Source organism: Lacibacter sp. H407 (genome assembly GCF_037892605.1).
Taxonomy (GTDB): Bacteria; Bacteroidota; Bacteroidia; order Chitinophagales; family Chitinophagaceae; genus Lacibacter.
Window position 1 is genome coordinate 976,782 of sequence record NZ_JBBKTU010000001.1, and the last position, 16,521, is coordinate 993,302.

Annotated in this window: 17 protein-coding genes; 8 read left to right on the top strand and 9 right to left on the bottom strand. The window is 41.4% G+C overall.

Going from position 1 to position 16,521, the window contains the following annotated elements:
• The first annotated feature begins 44 nt into the window (after positions 1-44).
• The 6 genes from WG989_RS04275 (at position 45) to WG989_RS04300 (ending at position 5,527) form a co-directional block, all read left to right on the top strand.
• Positions 45-866 (top strand): hypothetical protein, encoded by an 822-nt coding sequence (locus tag WG989_RS04275; protein WP_340427593.1) that lies wholly within the window; start codon positions 45-47, stop codon positions 864-866.
• A gap of 40 nt (positions 867-906) precedes the next feature.
• Positions 907-1,107: a hypothetical protein gene (locus WG989_RS04280; protein WP_340427594.1), complete on the top strand. Its 201-nt coding sequence runs from the start codon at positions 907-909 to the stop codon at positions 1,105-1,107.
• Between the two features lie 89 nt (positions 1,108-1,196).
• The gene (locus WG989_RS04285) at positions 1,197-3,359 is read left to right on the top strand and encodes a S46 family peptidase (protein ID WP_340427595.1); all 2,163 of its coding nucleotides are present in this window, start codon (positions 1,197-1,199) and stop codon (positions 3,357-3,359) included.
• A 112-nt stretch (positions 3,360-3,471) separates the two neighbouring features.
• A complete protein-coding gene (locus tag WG989_RS04290) occupies positions 3,472-3,816 on the top strand; it encodes a hypothetical protein (RefSeq protein ID WP_340427596.1) in 345 nt (114 codons plus the stop codon).
• 80 nt (positions 3,817-3,896) lie between these two features.
• Positions 3,897-5,006, top strand: coding sequence for a mandelate racemase/muconate lactonizing enzyme family protein (locus WG989_RS04295; protein ID WP_340427597.1), 1,110 nt, complete (start codon positions 3,897-3,899; stop codon positions 5,004-5,006).
• Positions 5,006-5,527, top strand: a complete 522-nt coding sequence (locus tag WG989_RS04300) for a hypothetical protein (RefSeq protein ID WP_340427598.1) — start codon at positions 5,006-5,008, stop codon at positions 5,525-5,527. The genes WG989_RS04295 and WG989_RS04300 overlap by 1 nt, the downstream gene beginning before the upstream one ends.
• Before the next feature lie 22 nt (positions 5,528-5,549).
• Here the strand turns inward: WG989_RS04300 and WG989_RS04305 are convergent, their stop codons facing one another.
• Positions 5,550-6,050, bottom strand: a complete 501-nt coding sequence (locus WG989_RS04305; protein WP_340427599.1) for a TlpA family protein disulfide reductase — start codon at positions 6,048-6,050, stop codon at positions 5,550-5,552.
• A 50-nt stretch (positions 6,051-6,100) separates the two neighbouring features.
• A complete protein-coding gene (locus tag WG989_RS04310; RefSeq protein WP_340427600.1) occupies positions 6,101-6,700 on the bottom strand; it encodes a DNA-3-methyladenine glycosylase family protein in 600 nt (199 codons plus the stop codon).
• Positions 6,701-6,924: 224 nt separating this feature from the next.
• Here WG989_RS04310 and WG989_RS04315 point away from each other — a divergent pair, with 224 nt between their 5' ends.
• Entirely contained in the window at positions 6,925-7,737 is an 813-nt protein-coding gene (locus WG989_RS04315) for a UDP-2,3-diacylglucosamine diphosphatase (RefSeq protein WP_340427601.1), read from the top strand.
• Positions 7,734-8,921, top strand: coding sequence for a glycosyltransferase family protein (locus WG989_RS04320; RefSeq protein WP_340427602.1), 1,188 nt, complete (start codon positions 7,734-7,736; stop codon positions 8,919-8,921). The genes WG989_RS04315 and WG989_RS04320 overlap by 4 nt, the downstream gene beginning before the upstream one ends.
• Here the strand turns inward: WG989_RS04320 and WG989_RS04325 are convergent.
• The 7 genes from WG989_RS04325 to WG989_RS04355 all read right to left on the bottom strand — a co-directional run bounded on the left by WG989_RS04325 (position 8,918) and on the right by WG989_RS04355 (position 16,483).
• A complete protein-coding gene (locus WG989_RS04325) occupies positions 8,918-9,679 on the bottom strand; it encodes a LytR/AlgR family response regulator transcription factor (protein WP_340427603.1) in 762 nt (253 codons plus the stop codon). The two genes, WG989_RS04320 and WG989_RS04325, sit on opposite strands and share 4 nt — an antisense overlap.
• A 41-nt stretch (positions 9,680-9,720) precedes the next feature.
• Positions 9,721-10,758 (bottom strand): sensor histidine kinase, encoded by a 1,038-nt coding sequence (locus WG989_RS04330; RefSeq protein ID WP_340427604.1) that lies wholly within the window; start codon positions 10,756-10,758, stop codon positions 9,721-9,723.
• A 58-nt stretch (positions 10,759-10,816) separates the two neighbouring features.
• Entirely contained in the window at positions 10,817-11,779 is a 963-nt protein-coding gene (locus WG989_RS04335; protein ID WP_340427605.1) for a fasciclin domain-containing protein, read from the bottom strand.
• A 156-nt stretch (positions 11,780-11,935) separates the two neighbouring features.
• The gene (cysS, locus tag WG989_RS04340; protein ID WP_340427607.1) at positions 11,936-13,429 is read right to left on the bottom strand and encodes a cysteine--tRNA ligase; all 1,494 of its coding nucleotides are present in this window, start codon (positions 13,427-13,429) and stop codon (positions 11,936-11,938) included.
• Positions 13,430-13,554: 125 nt separating this feature from the next.
• On the bottom strand, positions 13,555-14,694 hold the full coding sequence (locus WG989_RS04345; protein WP_340427608.1) for an endonuclease/exonuclease/phosphatase family protein: 1,140 nt from the start codon (positions 14,692-14,694) through the stop codon (positions 13,555-13,557).
• 5 nt (positions 14,695-14,699) lie between these two features.
• Positions 14,700-15,629 (bottom strand): rhomboid family intramembrane serine protease, encoded by a 930-nt coding sequence (locus WG989_RS04350; RefSeq protein WP_340427609.1) that lies wholly within the window; start codon positions 15,627-15,629, stop codon positions 14,700-14,702.
• Between the two features lie 14 nt (positions 15,630-15,643).
• Positions 15,644-16,483, bottom strand: coding sequence for a rhomboid family intramembrane serine protease (locus WG989_RS04355; protein ID WP_340427611.1), 840 nt, complete (start codon positions 16,481-16,483; stop codon positions 15,644-15,646).
• Positions 16,484-16,521: the final 38 nt, after the last annotated feature.

A 16,521-nucleotide genomic window follows, 5' to 3' on the forward strand; every position in this document is an offset into this window, starting at 1 on the left:
TTCAGCAGCCCGAAAGCTGCTACACCCTAACAAGATCGTAACACATGAAACAACTCTTTCTTTTCTTTTTTAGTGCAGCCATTGTTTTTTCGTCAGCATCAGCACAGTCTGTTCGCCAATTACGTCAAACCATTGAATTGAAAATGCCGAAAGGTCCTGGCGATAACGGTGGTACGGTTGCACAAAACGGAAAGAACCGGTATTTCTATGCAACCGTTGCCGGTAATAAAACATACAGCTTTGCATACTTCAACCAGGTTGGTGAAATGATGTCGCCGCCCGATCTTTCAATATTGGCCGATGTGCGTGGCTTGTGGTATAACAATGCACTTAAAACATTCCAGGGGAATTTATTTGGCAATGGTGGCTGGGTAAATTATGTATTGGATGATGCCGGAATTCCATACGATGCAAAACCATTTTTACCCGGACAGTTACAACCTTATCCGAATTCAGTTGCACAATACAATCTGCGTGAAAATCTTGTACACTTTTTAAAAGGTTCAACCGTAGTAGCCTACAATGCAGCTACCGGTGCAGAAGTAAAAGAACGAACGGTATTGCTGAAAGCTGGCTATGGTAAAAAAACTCCGCCACCTGCTGATCTGGTGATCGATTCAAATGCAGTGCTTACAAAATACAATACAACAACGGTTGTTTACACCGGCATCAGCAATGCAGAATATGGTTTGCTGAATCTTGAAACAAAAGAAATTGAACTGTACAGCAAAAACGACGGACTCATTTCGCAAAAACTGAAACTGCCGGCCGATGCTGTTGTAAAAGATAAACTCAATTTCAGCTATTCAAACAATACGTATTTTTTGTATGATGCCCGGAAACGAAGCTGGATCGGCTATCGCTGATTGATTTTGAAAACAAATCAAACAATTTTAATTTCAGGATATGCAACAGTGTTTATTCTGCGGACATACGGTACAATTGGTACATGTGCATGGACATTATCAATGTCCCGTTTGCTTTATCAATGCCCTGCCTTGTTGCGATGGCGATAATTGTCATACCAATCAGTATTTTGATAATAAGATCAATACCATCGAAAACAATTCAACTATCCCCGTACATCCCAGCCCAAAAGCTGAATGAAAGCAGAAAGGCTGACCGCAAACAGGTTTTCTGATTTTGCTTTTTCCGTAGGTTTGTTCGCTTAAATTTTTGTCATAAAAAATAATCACATGAGAAAGATTCTTGTAACGATTGTATTTGCTTTTACATTATTGCGCACCTATGCCGATGAAGGCATGTGGTTACCGCTTCTTTTAGGCGAGCAGGTATATGCTGATATGCAGAAAAAAGGGTTGAAGCTTACCAAAGAGCAATTGTATCATATCAACAAAGCGTCGCTGAAAGATGCCATCATCATTTTCGGAAACGGCTGTACTGGCGAAATTGTAAGCAGCAAGGGTTTGATCTTTACCAACCACCATTGTGGCTATGGCGCTATAGCATCCGCATCATCAGTAGAATACAATTATTTGCGTGATGGCTTTTATGCAAAAAGTTTGAAAGATGAGATACGAACCGGACTTAGCGTTCAGTTTTTAGTAAGCATTGCCGATGTTACAAAAGAAGTAAACGATTCGCTGGGCACATTGCTTGGCAAAGCAAGAGCCGATAAACAAGCAGCGGTGCTTGCATCCATCAATCAACGTTTATCAAATGCTGAGCAATCGATCGAATGCCGCATCAGTCCGTTGTTTAAAGGCAATCAGTTTTTAGCGTTCATCTATCAGCGTTATCGTGATATTCGTTTGGTAGGAACACCGCAGGAAAGTGTTGGAAAATTTGGTGGCGATACAGACAATTGGGAATGGCCACGCCACACCGGTGATTTCAGTGTGTTTCGTGTGTACACTGGTAAAGATGGTAAGCCCGCTGAGTTTGGTCCTGAAAATATTCCATTGAAACCAAAATACTTTTTACCTGTTTCGATCCGTGGATTGAAGGATGGTGATTTCGCCATGACCTGGGGTTACCCCGGCAGCACCAACCGTTATGAAACATCGTTGGGTGTAAAACTATCAACCGATATCAACAACCCAACTTTAGTAAAGCTGCGTGATGAACGTTTGAAATACATGTTTGCAGAAATGCAGAAAGATGCCGGTACCAAATTAAAATTAGCCAGCAGCTATGCAAGTATTGCCAATTACTGGAAGTTTTATGATGGCGAAACAAAACAGTTGTTGAAGTATGATGTGTATGGACAGAAACAAAAAGCCGAGGCTGCCTTTATTAAATGGGCAAGCGACAAACAGGACTATGCTGCTATTTTTCCTGAATGGGAGAAAGTATATGCTGCCTGGCAACCATATGCACTTCATCGTGTGTACATGATAGAAGGAATTTTTGGATCACCATTACTCTCCTTTGCTTCTTCATTGATTCAACTGGAAGCCGCCATTGTAAAACCAAATGCAAGTAAAGCCGATGTAACCAATGCAACGAATGCTGCTGTTGCTGCCCGCAAGAGTTTTCTGGAAGCACACAATGCAGCCAGTGACCAACAGATCGTTGGAAAAATATTGATGATGTATTACCAAAATGTACCAAAAGAGCAACACCCAATCAGTTATTTTGAAGGCGTGAAAGGCAGTTTTGGGGATTTGAAAGAGGAAGCTACCTGGAAAAAATATGCAGCCGCTGTGTTTGCCAATACAATGATCCTGAATGAATCAAAATGGAATGCATTTGTAAGTAATCCCGATGGAGTGAAATTACAGGAAGACCCTGCCTTTGCGATTGCCAGTGCGTTCTTTAAAAACTGGAATGTAAAATTTCAACCACGTTTTACAGAGTTTACGATCAAGAATAATGATCTGGGCAGATTATACCTGAAAGGTATTATGGAGATGAATCCGGCAAAAGCAAAGAAGATGTATCCCGATGCCACCTTTACCATGCGTGTTTCGTATGGCAATGTAAAAAGCTATGCGCCGAAAGATGCAGTGAAATATGATTTCGTTACTACTTCAAAAGGTTTGCTGGAAAAATATAAACCGGGTGATTATGAATTTGATCTTCCTGCCAAACAAATTGAGTTGCTGAAGAAAAAAGACTTCGGTCAGTACATCGATAAAAGCCGCAACGATCTTGTGATTGGTTTCATTACCAGCAATGATATTACCGGCGGTAACAGTGGCTCACCCGTTATCAATGCAAATGGGGAATTGATTGGTTTGGCCTTTGACGGTAATTACGAAGCATTAAGTCATAAACTCACATTCGATAAAGATCTCAACCGCACCATTTGTGTTGACATTCGTTATGTGCTGTGGTGTATTGATAAGCTGGGTGGTGCTGATCATTTGATTAAGGAGTTGAAGTTGGTGAAATAAACTAATTCAGTTTCTATACAAAACGCCCGCTACAGAATAACGGGCGTTTTGTATAGAAAGTCACAGGTTGAAACCAACATGTAAATAAGCTATTTTAGCATTCTTTCTACTTATGCGTTTTCTTCTTTCACTTCTAGGTTTGTTATTTATCCAAGGGTCGTTTGGCATTATTCAATTCTACAACTGCCCGCATGATGTTATGCCTGAAAAGGACAAGAATGGATTTATGGTCTTTCAATTTATTTTGGGCTTTATAATAACAGTGTGGCTGTTTCTTTTATTATCTGACCTGTTTGATATTGAGAATCGTTTTGGCGAAAGTCATTGGCAACGTATTGTATTCGCAATTTGTCTGGGCTTTATCGTTTATTATTTTCTGGGTTTGCTCATAGAAGGTTTTCTTTGTTTAACGTCCACATCGTATCGAAACTGGCGAACAGGAAAAGAAGATTTATGAATAATTGTTGATAGTTCAAACTACTCCCAATCTCATACATCACATAATGAAACTGAATATAGTTTTCCTAACTTCATTCTATGCAACTTCAAATCACATCCATCGAATTATATAAGCTTCGTATTCCACTCAAACAACCCTTTGTGATTTCATTGGGCGCACAATACGATGCAGATAATGTATTGGTCATCATCCGCACCAACAAGGGCATCAGTGGTTTTGGCGAATGCAGCCCGTACATGAGCATTAACGGCGAAAGCATGGACACTTGTTTTATTGTTGGTCAATACCTTGCCGGTTTATTGAAAGGAAAAGATCCATTGCGTATTGAAGAATGTGTGTTGGCGATGGATCGACTCATTACCCGTAATGAAAGTATCAAGAGTGCATTTGATATGGCGTTGTATGATATTGCTGCGCAGTTTATGCAGCAGCCTTTGTATCAATTACTCGGCGGCACTAAGAATAAACTGATCTCTACTGATATGACGGTGGGATTGGGCTCTCCTGAAAAGATGGCTGCAGAAGCTGTACAATACAAAGCAGCAGGTTTCCCTTCCATTAAAGTGAAATTGGGTACTACCACGGCAGACGATGTAGCCCGGATCAAAGTCATACGTGATGAAATTGGCAACGAATTACCATTGCGCATTGATGCCAATCAGGGTTGGGATGTTGAAACAGCCATTGCAACATTAAATGCTTTGAAAGATTTCGGGATTGAACATTGTGAAGAGCCCATTGCACGTTGGAACTATATGTCGTTGCCGGAAGTAAGAAAAAACAGTCCCATCAAGATCATGAGCGATGAAAGTTGTTTTGATGAACACGATGCCGAACGATTAGCAAAACTCAACGCCTGCGATTATTTCAATATCAAACTTGGAAAGAGTGGCGGTATCTGGCATGCATTGAAAATTGTGGAAGTAGCCAAAGCACATAATTTAAAATTACAGGTAGGCTGTTTTATGGAAAGTCGTTTGGCCATTACAGCGTTGGTGCACTTTGCCTATTGCAGTGATCTGATCGTACATTACGATTTGGATACACCGTTGATGTTAAAAGAAGATCCTGTTGTGGGTGGCATGAAGTTTCTTGAGAATGGCATTGTAGAAATTAATGATGCGGATGGGATAGGTGCTACTGTTGATGAAGCGTATTTGAAAGGCTGTGAAATGATAGAAATTTAATGAGAATAGACCTAATACTTCTTCTTTTGATTTTTGGTTCCTGCAAAGCTGTCGCTCAACTATCAATACAAGCGAAGCAAATCGAATCGTTTTGTAAGTTGATTGATAAAGATAGTTCTCTCAAAAAAAAGGTATTTGAGCAGGAAGAGTTCATGGATCATGTAACAGATAACGGGGGAAGTTTGACCTTTTACTATAAGAAAGGAATCGTTTACAGGATAACAGAATGGATTGGGTTATCTGGCTATGTTGTTATCATGGATTATTATTTTCAGTCGGGAAAGCTTGTTTATGTAAGAGATGAAGAGTTCACGTACGAACGTCATCCTGTTACTGGTGATCTAACAGGAAAATTTTCACAAGATGACCGGTTTCTCGGAAAATACTTTTTTCGCAACAACAAACTCTTCGATCAGGTAAGCTTGGGTCACAACCGCTTTGAAGATGATGAACACAACGATGCAGAAAAAGAGTTTACAACATCGGCAAAAAAACACCTTTCGCTTTTTTACAAAAAATAAATAGAGCTCACAAATAGTTCAGCTAATCCAACCGCTTCAAAACCACTTCCACATCTTCCAATGATCCTGAGCGAACCAATATCATTCCCTCTTTATCCAGCAACATATACGTTGGAAAATCGGTGATCTGCAATACATCAATTACGTTTGCGCCCGCAGGATTCGTTTGCCGGTACTGCAGTAAATGTGTCCACTTGAGTTGCTTGGTAACCGTCATTTCTTTGGCAGCAGGAATTTGTTGCTTGTACTCATACGGGAATCCATACACCGTGAGTTTCTGATCATATTTCTTAACGAGGGCAACCAGCTTTGGAAAATCGTTGATACAACTATCGCTCTGGCTTTTCCAGAAATGAAACAAGGTATAATCTTTCGATTCCCGGAACACAACATTGATCACTTTGTTCGTCATCATATCTACACCCGACAATGAACGAAGTGCTGAGCCCGCAGTAGGGCCATCCTGCGCATCAAGTTTATGCGACAAAGCCAATAACAACAGTATCATTATCGCCTGTTTCATACAGCACAATCCCTTTGAACTATTTTCATTATTCATTATAACATTATCAATTAACCATTGTCTTTCCATCGCCACAAATGCACACAGGCATAGGTGCGGTAGGGCCGCCATTTTTCTGCAACCTTGTGCATTTGTTCGTAAAGTAATTTCTTATTGGAGTTGTCTAACTTATACAATTTAATCATTGCCTGCTGGATTCCCAGATCATCCACCGGCAACACATCTTCGTGCTGCAAGGCAAACATCAGGATCATTTCTGTTGTCCATTTTCCAACGCCTTTTATTTGCGTGAGTTTATTGATCACATCTTCATCACTCATTTTATATAGCTGCGCATCCGTAATTTTTTCATCAATAAAAAACCTGCACACATTGTGTACGTAGTTGGTTTTTGCATTACTCAATCCAATTGCCCGTAGGGTTTCAAACGGCGTGTCCAGTATTTGCTGTGCAGTCGGTTCTTTCTTCCCGTACAATGCAAGAAACCGTTTGTAGATCACATCAGCTACTTTGGTTGATAACTGTTGACTCATTATGGATGCACAGAGATGCAGGTAAACTTTCTTCCGTTTTACCAAAACGTGAGCGTCCTGGTTCTCCAATACTTTTCTGAGTTTTTTATCTTTTGTAAGATGTTCGATGTAATGCATATTGATTGAATAAGGTTGTGAAGGTTGCCAACCCTCACACAGATTATTACTATTCTCTCGGTGTCAAACAGGGTTGGCAACCTTGTGTTTTCGTTTAAAGGTGTCTGACGTCTGCGACCTCCCGACACCGGCTTAACATTCCCCTTACAATTTATTCATTCTTCGTTAATACACAAGCAATCTTCAGGTAACAAATGCTTTCAATCTTTGTAAAACCCTTCGCTGTGAAGACCTGGTATAAAACAATTATCCTTTCCGATATTCATCTCGGTATCCGTAACTCACGGGTAAAAGAAGTAGTGGATTTTCTAAATCATCACAAATGTGATACGCTTATCCTCAATGGCGATATCATTGACGGATGGCAACTCCGGAAATCGGGTGAATGGAAAAAGAAGCATACCTCTTTTTTCCGCATCATTATGAAGTACATGCACAAGTACAACACCAAAGTGATTTACCTGCGTGGTAACCATGATGATTTCCTGGATGAAATACTGCCGTTCTCATTTGGACAGTTCATTATCAAACGGCATCATATTCTGCAAAGCGGTGCTAAGAAATATTATGTAGTACACGGAGATATCTTCGATACCGTTACTACAAAGCTGAAATGGTTAGCCAAACTTGGCGATGTGGGTTATACATTTTTACTCTGGCTCAACCGTCATTACAATCAATATCGTACCAAACGAGGATTGCCTTACTATTCGCTATCGCAAGTGGTAAAAGCAAAAGTGAAAACGGCTGTTTCGTTCATCAGCGATTATGAAGAGCAGTTATGTGCAGTAGCAGCAGCCAACCATTGTGAAGGTGTTATTTGTGGGCATATTCATCAGGCTGCCGATAAAAACATCAACAATATCCATTATCTCAATAGCGGCGATTGGGTGGAAACAATGTGTGCATTGGTTGAAACAGAAGATGGCAACTGGAGTATTCTTTATTATAACGATTGGTTGCAACAACAATCACCGGTTGAGACAATTGAAACAAGCACAAGCTATTTTCCAAGTTTAACACCTGAACTTTTATGAACAACACATTTGTTTTTGCTGTACAAGGCGAAGGCCGTGGGCATTTAACGCAAGCCATTGCTACATATGAGTTATTACTTTCACGTGGCCACAAAGTAGCAGCAGTCCTTATTGGCAGCAGCAGCCGGAGAGAAATTCCATCGTTTGTAAGAGAGCGGATCAAAGCACCCATCATTACCTATCGCAGTCCAAATTTTGTAACAGATAAGGAAAACAAATCGATTCTGCTGGGTGCATCTGTTTTCAAAAATGTATTGCAATGGAGGAAGTTCAGAAAAAGTATGAAACTGATCCGTGAAGTAGTGGATGAATACCAACCTGATCTGCTGCTCAACTTTTATGAACCGCTGATCGGCATCTGCTCCATCTTTAAAAAACTCAACACAAAAATCATTTCAGCAGCACATCAATACATTTATCTGCATCCCTCGTTTCAGTTTCCGGAAGGCGGCAGCAAGTCAGATCAGCTGGCGATCAAATTTTATACAAAACTCACCGCCAAAGGATCTGAAAAATTATTAGCTCTTTCGTTTTATCCATTAGACCCATCATCATTCAAACAACTGAAAATTTGTCCACCCTTGTTGCGCAAAGAAGTGTTTCAGCAGGAAGTATTCGCAGGCAATCATATTCTGATATACCTGCTTAACTCGGGTTACATGCAGGATATTATCAATTGGCACAAAGAACATCCGGAAGTAGAACTGCATTGCTTTACTGATAGCGCAACGGTAAAAGGCAAATGGCGATTTGATGAAACCCTTTGCTTTCATTCATTGGATGATCAGAAATTTCTGCACTTTATGGCAAATGCAAAAGCACTGGTTACAACAGCAGGATTTGAAAGTGTATGCGAAGCGATGTATTTCGGTAAACTTGTTTTAATGGTACCGGTGCAAGGTCATTTCGAACAATGGTGCAATGCAAGAGATGGAGCCAAAGCAGGTGCGGGTACACATGCAGAAACATTTGATCTGGATGTGTTGCTGGATTATTTACCGCAACATCAAAATAACAGTGCACAGTTCCGGCAATGGACCAAACAAACGAAACAAATTTTGCTGCATAGTTTTACAGAAGTATTGCATCAGCCAATGGAAGAAGAAATACCAGAAGAAAAAGCGTCGCCATTTTTTCAGTTCCCTTCGCTGTTATCCGGGAATCATCAATTGGGACATAGTTAAGCTTCGGCCCAGGTTTTAAATTCATGCACCCGCTCACGGCTCAGCACTACTTCTTCTGTTTTGGAACCATTGCGTAACAACAATTTCAAACGGCTGTTCACATACGGTTTTATTTGAGCAATACTGCTGTAGCGTGCAATGTATTGGCGGTTGAGACGAAAAAATTCTTTGGGATTCAGCAATCCTTCGAGGCGTTCCAGCGTGTAATCCACCATCAGCTTATTTCCCTCTTTATCTACGAGGTACACGATCTTATCATCGGCCTGAAAATATTGCACCTCCGATGTTTCTACAAAAAACATACGCTGGCCTGCTTTGGCAAGGAATCTGGATTTAAACGAAGCACTGTCAAACAAATTTGATAACTGATCGTAGTTACCTGCTGCAAAATTGGATTGCAGTTGTGCAAACTTCTGCATGGCTTTCGCCAATGCTTCTGCTGTTACCGGTTTTAACAGGTAATCGATACTGCAAAGTTGAAATGCATCCAGCGCATATTCGTTGTAGGCTGTTGTAAAAACAATGGGCTTTCTGTAATCCACCTGTTTAAAAATATCAAAACAAAAACCATCTGCCAATTGAATATCGAGGAACAGCAGATCCGGATGTGCATTTGTATTCAACCATTGAATGCTTTCTTCAACACTGTACAGATGCTTTATAATTTCAATTGCGGGATCATATTGTTTCAACAACATGATCAGGCGCTCTGCCGCCAGTTGCTCATCTTCAATAATCACAATTCGTTTTGTATTCATCGGTTTGCAGTTTACTGGTTTTGTTTGGTATTATTTTCAGATCATCCTATTTCAATTAAAGGCAGGGTAACTTTAAATTCATGATCGTTCTTTTCTACCTCAATCTTCCTGCCAGTTATGATTTCATAACGCTGATTAATATTATTCAACCCAATATTGGATGATGGCTCCCGGTTAATTTTCGGCTGCAGATTATTACTCACTTCCAGTACAGCCGTTCCGTTTGCTTTGATTGTTATCTCCAATGGTTTTGTATGCGACACCACGTTGTGTTTAATTGCGTTCTCCACCAACATTTGTAATGCGACGGGCACAACATATGCATGATTCCATCGCTCATCAATTTCTGTTTTCAATTCAACACCGGCAGGAAAACGTTTTTTCAGGAGATACATATAGGGTTGTAAAAACTCCACTTCCTTCTGCAGCTCGATCAACTCTTTATCCTGGTTGCGTAAAATATATTGATACACTTTCGAGAAGGCTTCAATAAAATCATTTGCTTCTTCGCTGTTTTTCATTACCAGCGATGACAATACGTTCAGGTTGTTAAATAAAAAATGCGGATTGATCTGCGACTTGATGCCTTGCAATTGTGCCTGTGTGTTCATCCGCAACAATTCTTCTGCCTCCAGTTGTTTGGTTTTATATTTCTGCATATAAAAAACAACCGCATTCAGCAAATGAAACAACAGTGTGATCAATGATGTGTAGGTAAGTGTCAGCTTCAACGGGTTATCTAACGACATGGGCACATGTAACACAAACACTTCAAACGACACTACCACCATTACCGTTAAAATGAGACTTCCCGCCAAACCCAAACCAAAAAAAGAAAGCAGGCGTTTGTTAATATGCTCATCGCCATGAAACCATTTGGTGAAATAGGGTTGAATCAACCGGCTCCATTCCCAACTGAGAAGAGTAATGAGCAAAATGCTCAGGAAAGCCTGGTACCAATCGATGGGCAATTGGAAGTAGTCATACACCCGGCAAACTGCTGTATTTACATACGTATATACTGCCAGCGCCAGAATGAACCAGTAGCGGTATTTATGCTGAAATAACATGTAGTCCATAGTTGAAACAAAAAACCGGCCCAAAGGTTTGGGCCGGTATAAATGATTTAATGAATACTTACGGAAGAATTACCTTGTTGATGAGGTGAACCACCCCGTTCTTCGCCATAATATCAGTGGCAACAATGGTTGCTGTTGCACTGGTTGCTCCGCTTCCTTTAATGGTAGCGTTACCACCTGAAATAGCAATTGTTGCGTTCGTACCACTTGCCGTAGCCACATTACCTGCGGCTACATCATTGGAAAACACACGAGCACCTGCAACAACGTGATGCCTTAATACTTGTCTCAGGGTTGCAACCGAAACCTGTGACAAACTGGTAACTCCTAATTGTGCCAACAAATCAGTAAATGCCTGGTTGGTTGGTGCAAATACGGTAGCACCATTAATGTTCGATAAAACTTCGGCAATGTTATCAGCACTGCCTGCTGCAGTACCCGCACTTGCAAGTGTTACAGCACGAACCAATGAATCAAGTGCCGGTGCTGCTGCAACTGCTACTTGTACAATATTCCGTCCGCCTGCAGGAATCAACACACGTCCAATCACATGTGCCACACCGTTAGAAGCTTCTGCATTGGCAGTTGTTACACGCTGTCCGTTTACAAACACATCGTTACCTACACGCTTCACATACAATGTGTCGGTAGTTGCATTTTTCGATGCAATGGCTGTTAATGTAGTTGGAACAGCTGCTGCTAATACTTTACCATCAAACACATGATAAAGCAATACACTTTGCAAAGTTGCTGCCGGTGTGTTTGCAGGAATTGCTGCTGCAGTAAAGGCTGCATTTGTTGGTGCGAAAACAGTGAACGGACCGGCGCCTCTCAACGTGTTGGTTAAACCGGCTGCTTCTACTGTTGCTACCAATGAAGTGAGCCCGGCCGACGTTGCCACTTCCACCAATGTGTTAGGAGCCGGATCATCATTTTTCTTTTTACAACTGCTGATACTGCCCATCAATGTTAAGGCAGCAAGGGCCATTGCCCCATTACGTAATACCTGGTTCTTTTTCATGATTTTGATTTTGGTATAGAACAACGAAAAAGCACAACGGGCAGCAAAAACCGCTGAACTGTTGAATAGAGGGAGTGAATGTACAGTTGGAGGTAATGAAAAGAGGGGCACATGCCCCTCTGAAAATTTATTGATGTAGAATGAACCCTTTACTACTTAAATTGAAAAACTCATGCCGCCATCTTTTTCATCTTTTAACTGAATGCCAAGTTCAGCTAACTGATTCCGTATTTTATCGCTGGTAACAAAGTCTTTTTTTGCTTTTGCATCTTTCCGCAGGTCGATCAGGATCTGCATCACTTCCTTCAGCTTGTTATTGTCTTCTCCTGTTACGTTACGCAAGCCCATGATGTCTTCGATGTACAACTTCATTTGTTGTTGCAGCAATGCGATGGTATCGCTGCTCAATGCATCGGCAGCGATATGTTTATCTTTTAACCCGTTGATCACAGGAACCAGTTCAAACATGCTCGCCAATACTTTGGCCGTGTTGAGATCATCATTCATAAATTCATCAAACTCGGCTATCAGTTGCAACACCTTTTCATTAAGCGACTTATCTTTCGCTTCGTACGATGTTTTTGCTACTTCGTACTTGCTGATCCATTCATATGCTTCCCACAAACGCTTCAATCCCTTCTCTGCACCCTGTAATGCTTCGTTTCCAAAATCAAGTGTACTTCTGTATTGCGTTTGCAGAATAAAGAAACGCACCGTCATTGGGTGATAGGCTTTCTCCAATATCGGATGGTTACCGCTGAACAGTTCCGTTAACTTGATGACATTGTTATAACTCTTCCCCATCTTCTTTCCGTTGATGGTGATCATATTATTGTGCATCCAGTAACGAACAGGTGCTGTATGGTTGCAAATAGTACTCTGTGCAATTTCACTTTCATGATGTGGAAATTGCAAGTCCATACCACCGCCATGTATATCGAATTGTGCACCTAAATATTTTGTAGCCATTGCCGAGCACTCAATGTGCCAGCCCGGGAAACCAACACCCCATGGGCTTTTCCAACGCATGATATGTTCGGGTGCTGCATTTTTCCATAACGCAAAATCAGCACGGTCTTTCTTTTCTTCCTGGCCTTCAAGTTCACGTGTTGTTTCTAACAGATCATCAATCACACGGCCACTGAGTTTTCCATAATCGTGGCTCGCCGCATATTTTTTTACATCGAAATAAACAGAACCGTTTGTTACATAGGCATAACCCGCTTCAATGATCTTTTCGATCATTCCGATCTGCTCTACAATATGTCCGGTTGCAGTTGGTTCAATCGATGGTTGTACTGTATTGAATTGCTCCATTGCCCAATGAAACAGATTGGTGTATTTCTGCACCAGTTCCATCGGCTCCAGTTTTTCCAATACCGCTTTCTTCGAAATTTTATCTTCCGCTTCTCTGCCTTCTTCTTCAAAATGACCGGCATCGGTGATGTTGCGAACGTACCGCACTTTATAGCCGAGATGAGTGAGGTAACGATACAATACATCAAACGTGATATAAGGACGTGCATGACCCAAATGACTTTCACCACTTACGGTTGGTCCGCACACATACATGCCTACATGGCCGGGTGTAATGGATTCAAAAACTTCTTTCTGGCGTGTAAGGGAGTTGTAAACTTTTAGCTGCGACATAAAACTGAATGATTGGAATGAAGAATGGTTGTTATAGCGGGAAAGGTTGCCTGATCAGCAACAACAAAAACAACAACAGGTATGTACTAAATTCTTCATTGAAACAAAGATAGGGCTTCCACCGGTTAATTTTTATCCAAAATAAAATCGGCGAGTACGGGGCTGTGATCGCTGCGGGGCGAACGTAACACCTGTACCCGCTCTACTTTCAGCGATTTACTGTGCAGCACATAATCGATCCGTAACGTAGGCGATAGAAACTTGAATGTGCGGCCAATGCCCCAGCCTTTTTCTGTAAACGCATCATACAAATCGTTGCTGATGATTTGGTAAGCGTTGGAGTTAGGCACATCGTTCATATCGCCACAAACAATAACAGGATGGGGGCTTTTCGCCATTTCATCTTTGATGTCTCTTGCCTGACCTGAGCGCAGCAGGTTGGCTGTTTTCATTTTACGAATGATGCTACGGCCTGCTGTTTGCACATCACTCATATCCTGCTGATCAATGTTTTCAATGAACGCATAATCTTTTTTTGCAAAATGCATGCTTTGCAGATGGATATTGAAGATGCGGATGGTATCGCCTTTCACCAACACATCGGCCCATAAAAACGTATGATTGTATTCCTTGATGCTTTGCACTTTTTCCCAACGGATGATGGGATAGTTAGAAAAAATGGCCACGCAAAACGGATGATACCGTTCATTTCGCTGACGGATGTTGGTGTGTACACCAAAAGCACGATCATTAGCGGCTACGGCATACCGGTAGCCTAATTTTTTCTTTACCTTTTCCAATGTAAAGGATGATGAACTGTCTAATGAAAACACAAACTCCTGCAACGCCAATACATCTGCTTTGAACGATTTTGCTTCCTGCAACATGGCGGGATCAAGATTGCCACCCTGATCAAAAAAATTAAAAAGGTGTGCATTCCATGTAACTACACGATATGTATCCCCTGTTGATTGCGTTGCTTTTGCCGATGGATGAAAGCCAAAAAAAGAACCAATGAGGTTCCAGCAAAGTAACAATGTTATCGCAGGTATAAAAGCGAGCTTCCGTTTTGCCATCAACCAAAAAACCAAAAATCCCAGTTGCAAAATCAATAAAAAAGGAAACAGTAATGCAAAGAGATTAACGATCCACGAAGTGGCCGGTGAAAGATGAGGCAGCGCATACAACAACAGCATACAAACACTCACAATCAAATTGCAGATGATGACAAACTGCTTGGTGAACCTGCGCAGAAATCCGGCCATAGTTATTATGAAGTTTCGTTGTCAGCCGCTTTTTTCAAGATATCTTTTTCTTCCTGTGTGAGTGATTGATACCCTTGCTGGCTGATCTTATCCAGGATATCATCCACACGTTGTTGTGTAACCGTTGGTTTACGTACAAAAGGATCTTGCCCCTTTGTGTTGTAAAATACTTCTTTCTTAAATGGCTTTTGCTTTGGTTCTTTCGCCGGTTCAAACAAACCAGTAAACCAGTTGTACAAATTGTGCATCCATGCACCGGGAAGTTTGCCGGCCTGCACCTGTTTAATATAAACATACCCGATAGCTGCGCCGCCCAAATGCGCCAAATGATGCGGGAAAGATGAACTCGCCAAACCTGCAAAATCAATGATCACATAAATGAGTGTAATGATCCAAAGCGGAATACCTCCATTGATCATAGGAAACACACGATAGTCGGGAGCTGTAACCGTTGCAGCAATGGCAATAGCCATTACACATGCACTTGCACCAAGATAACTGAACGAATTGATCTCAGCAGCAAACTTGGGCAACAGGTTAGCACTTGCCATAAACAAAACAGCACCAGCCAGTCCGCCATAAACATAAAGTGGAACGATATGTTTGTTACCCACCATATCCTGCAATAAAAATCCAAAGGCCCAGAGAAAAAGCATATTGCCCAGCAATTGCCAAAGGCTGTACTGCGCAATCATGTGTGTAAGCAATACCCATGGGCGGGTGATAAAGGTGGACAGATTTCCCGGCAAGCCTACCCAATCCAAAACGTTCGTTTTGTATAGACTTACATCAACATTCGGTGTAAGCTGAAATACGATCTCAACAAATTTGAGGATCACAAATATGATTACGTTAAGGGCAATGAGCCGCATAACTGCATCGCCATCTTCTCCAAAGAGAACTCTCCGTTTCCGTTCTGCCTGCATATAACTCATAGATCAACCATTTATTAATAAAACGTCTTTCGGTTCCGTTTGTTCCAATACCACACTAATAAAAATCCGATCAAAGCCCCGCCAAGGTGTGCAAAGTGTGCCACACTGCCGCCACTGTTTCGTACGCCCATCCAAAGTTCGGCAGCAGCATACAAAATCACAAACCATTTTGCTTTTATCGGGAAGAAAAAATAAATATAAATGAGTGTGTTGGGGAAGAGGTAACCAAATGCTGCCAGGCAACCAAATACAGCGCCCGATGCACCAACGGTTGGTCGGCTCAAAATCGATTGCGAACCTTCTTTTACATATACGATACTGTCGTTGATATAGGCAGGATTGCTCAGATCAGTTGACCAGCGATTGGCCAGTGTGTTGAGTTGTTCAACATTCATTTCTCTTCCTACGCCATGTTCCTGAAAAAAAGCAATGAACTTACCGGGCGAAGGTGACAATTGAAATGCAGCCACATCACTCAACATCGGTTGCATTTCGTACGATAGCCAACCGAGATGTATCGCTGCCGCACCTAATCCACACAATACATAAAACGTAAGAAAACGTTTGGAGCCCCAGAAATTTTCCAGCATATTTCCAAACATCCACAAGGCAAACATGTTGAAGAAGAAGTGAAAGAAATCGCCATGCATAAACATGTGCGTTACCAGCTGGTGCGGCTTAAACAAATCGGACTGCACATTATGCAATGCAAATAAATCAATGATCGCCTGCTCATTACCCCATGCACCACTGGTGTATTGCGCCAGCAATACAAGGCCGTTGATAATGATGAGATTTTTAATTACTGGAGGCAGTACATTAAAACCACCCGGACGTACTTGCTGATAACTCACTATAAACTTATTTGAGAGGTTAACTGCGAATTTCGGAA

Coding starts and splice junctions, on each gene's coding strand:
- WG989_RS04275 (WP_340427593.1), top strand. CDS start 45: ATGAAACAACTCTTTCTTTTCTTTTTTAGTGCAGCCATTGTTTTTTCG.
- WG989_RS04280 (WP_340427594.1), top strand. CDS start 907: ATGCAACAGTGTTTATTCTGCGGACATACGGTACAATTGGTACATGTG.
- WG989_RS04285 (WP_340427595.1), top strand. CDS start 1,197: ATGAGAAAGATTCTTGTAACGATTGTATTTGCTTTTACATTATTGCGC.
- WG989_RS04290 (WP_340427596.1), top strand. CDS start 3,472: ATGCGTTTTCTTCTTTCACTTCTAGGTTTGTTATTTATCCAAGGGTCG.
- WG989_RS04295 (WP_340427597.1), top strand. CDS start 3,897: ATGCAACTTCAAATCACATCCATCGAATTATATAAGCTTCGTATTCCA.
- WG989_RS04300 (WP_340427598.1), top strand. CDS start 5,006: ATGAGAATAGACCTAATACTTCTTCTTTTGATTTTTGGTTCCTGCAAA.
- WG989_RS04305 (WP_340427599.1), bottom strand. CDS start 6,050: ATGAAACAGGCGATAATGATACTGTTGTTATTGGCTTTGTCGCATAAA.
- WG989_RS04310 (WP_340427600.1), bottom strand. CDS start 6,700: ATGCATTACATCGAACATCTTACAAAAGATAAAAAACTCAGAAAAGTA.
- WG989_RS04320 (WP_340427602.1), top strand. CDS start 7,734: ATGAACAACACATTTGTTTTTGCTGTACAAGGCGAAGGCCGTGGGCAT.
- WG989_RS04325 (WP_340427603.1), bottom strand. CDS start 9,679: ATGAATACAAAACGAATTGTGATTATTGAAGATGAGCAACTGGCGGCA.
- WG989_RS04330 (WP_340427604.1), bottom strand. CDS start 10,758: ATGGACTACATGTTATTTCAGCATAAATACCGCTACTGGTTCATTCTG.
- WG989_RS04335 (WP_340427605.1), bottom strand. CDS start 11,779: ATGAAAAAGAACCAGGTATTACGTAATGGGGCAATGGCCCTTGCTGCC.
- cysS (WP_340427607.1), bottom strand. CDS start 13,429: ATGTCGCAGCTAAAAGTTTACAACTCCCTTACACGCCAGAAAGAAGTT.
- WG989_RS04345 (WP_340427608.1), bottom strand. CDS start 14,694: ATGGCCGGATTTCTGCGCAGGTTCACCAAGCAGTTTGTCATCATCTGC.
- WG989_RS04350 (WP_340427609.1), bottom strand. CDS start 15,629: ATGAGTTATATGCAGGCAGAACGGAAACGGAGAGTTCTCTTTGGAGAA.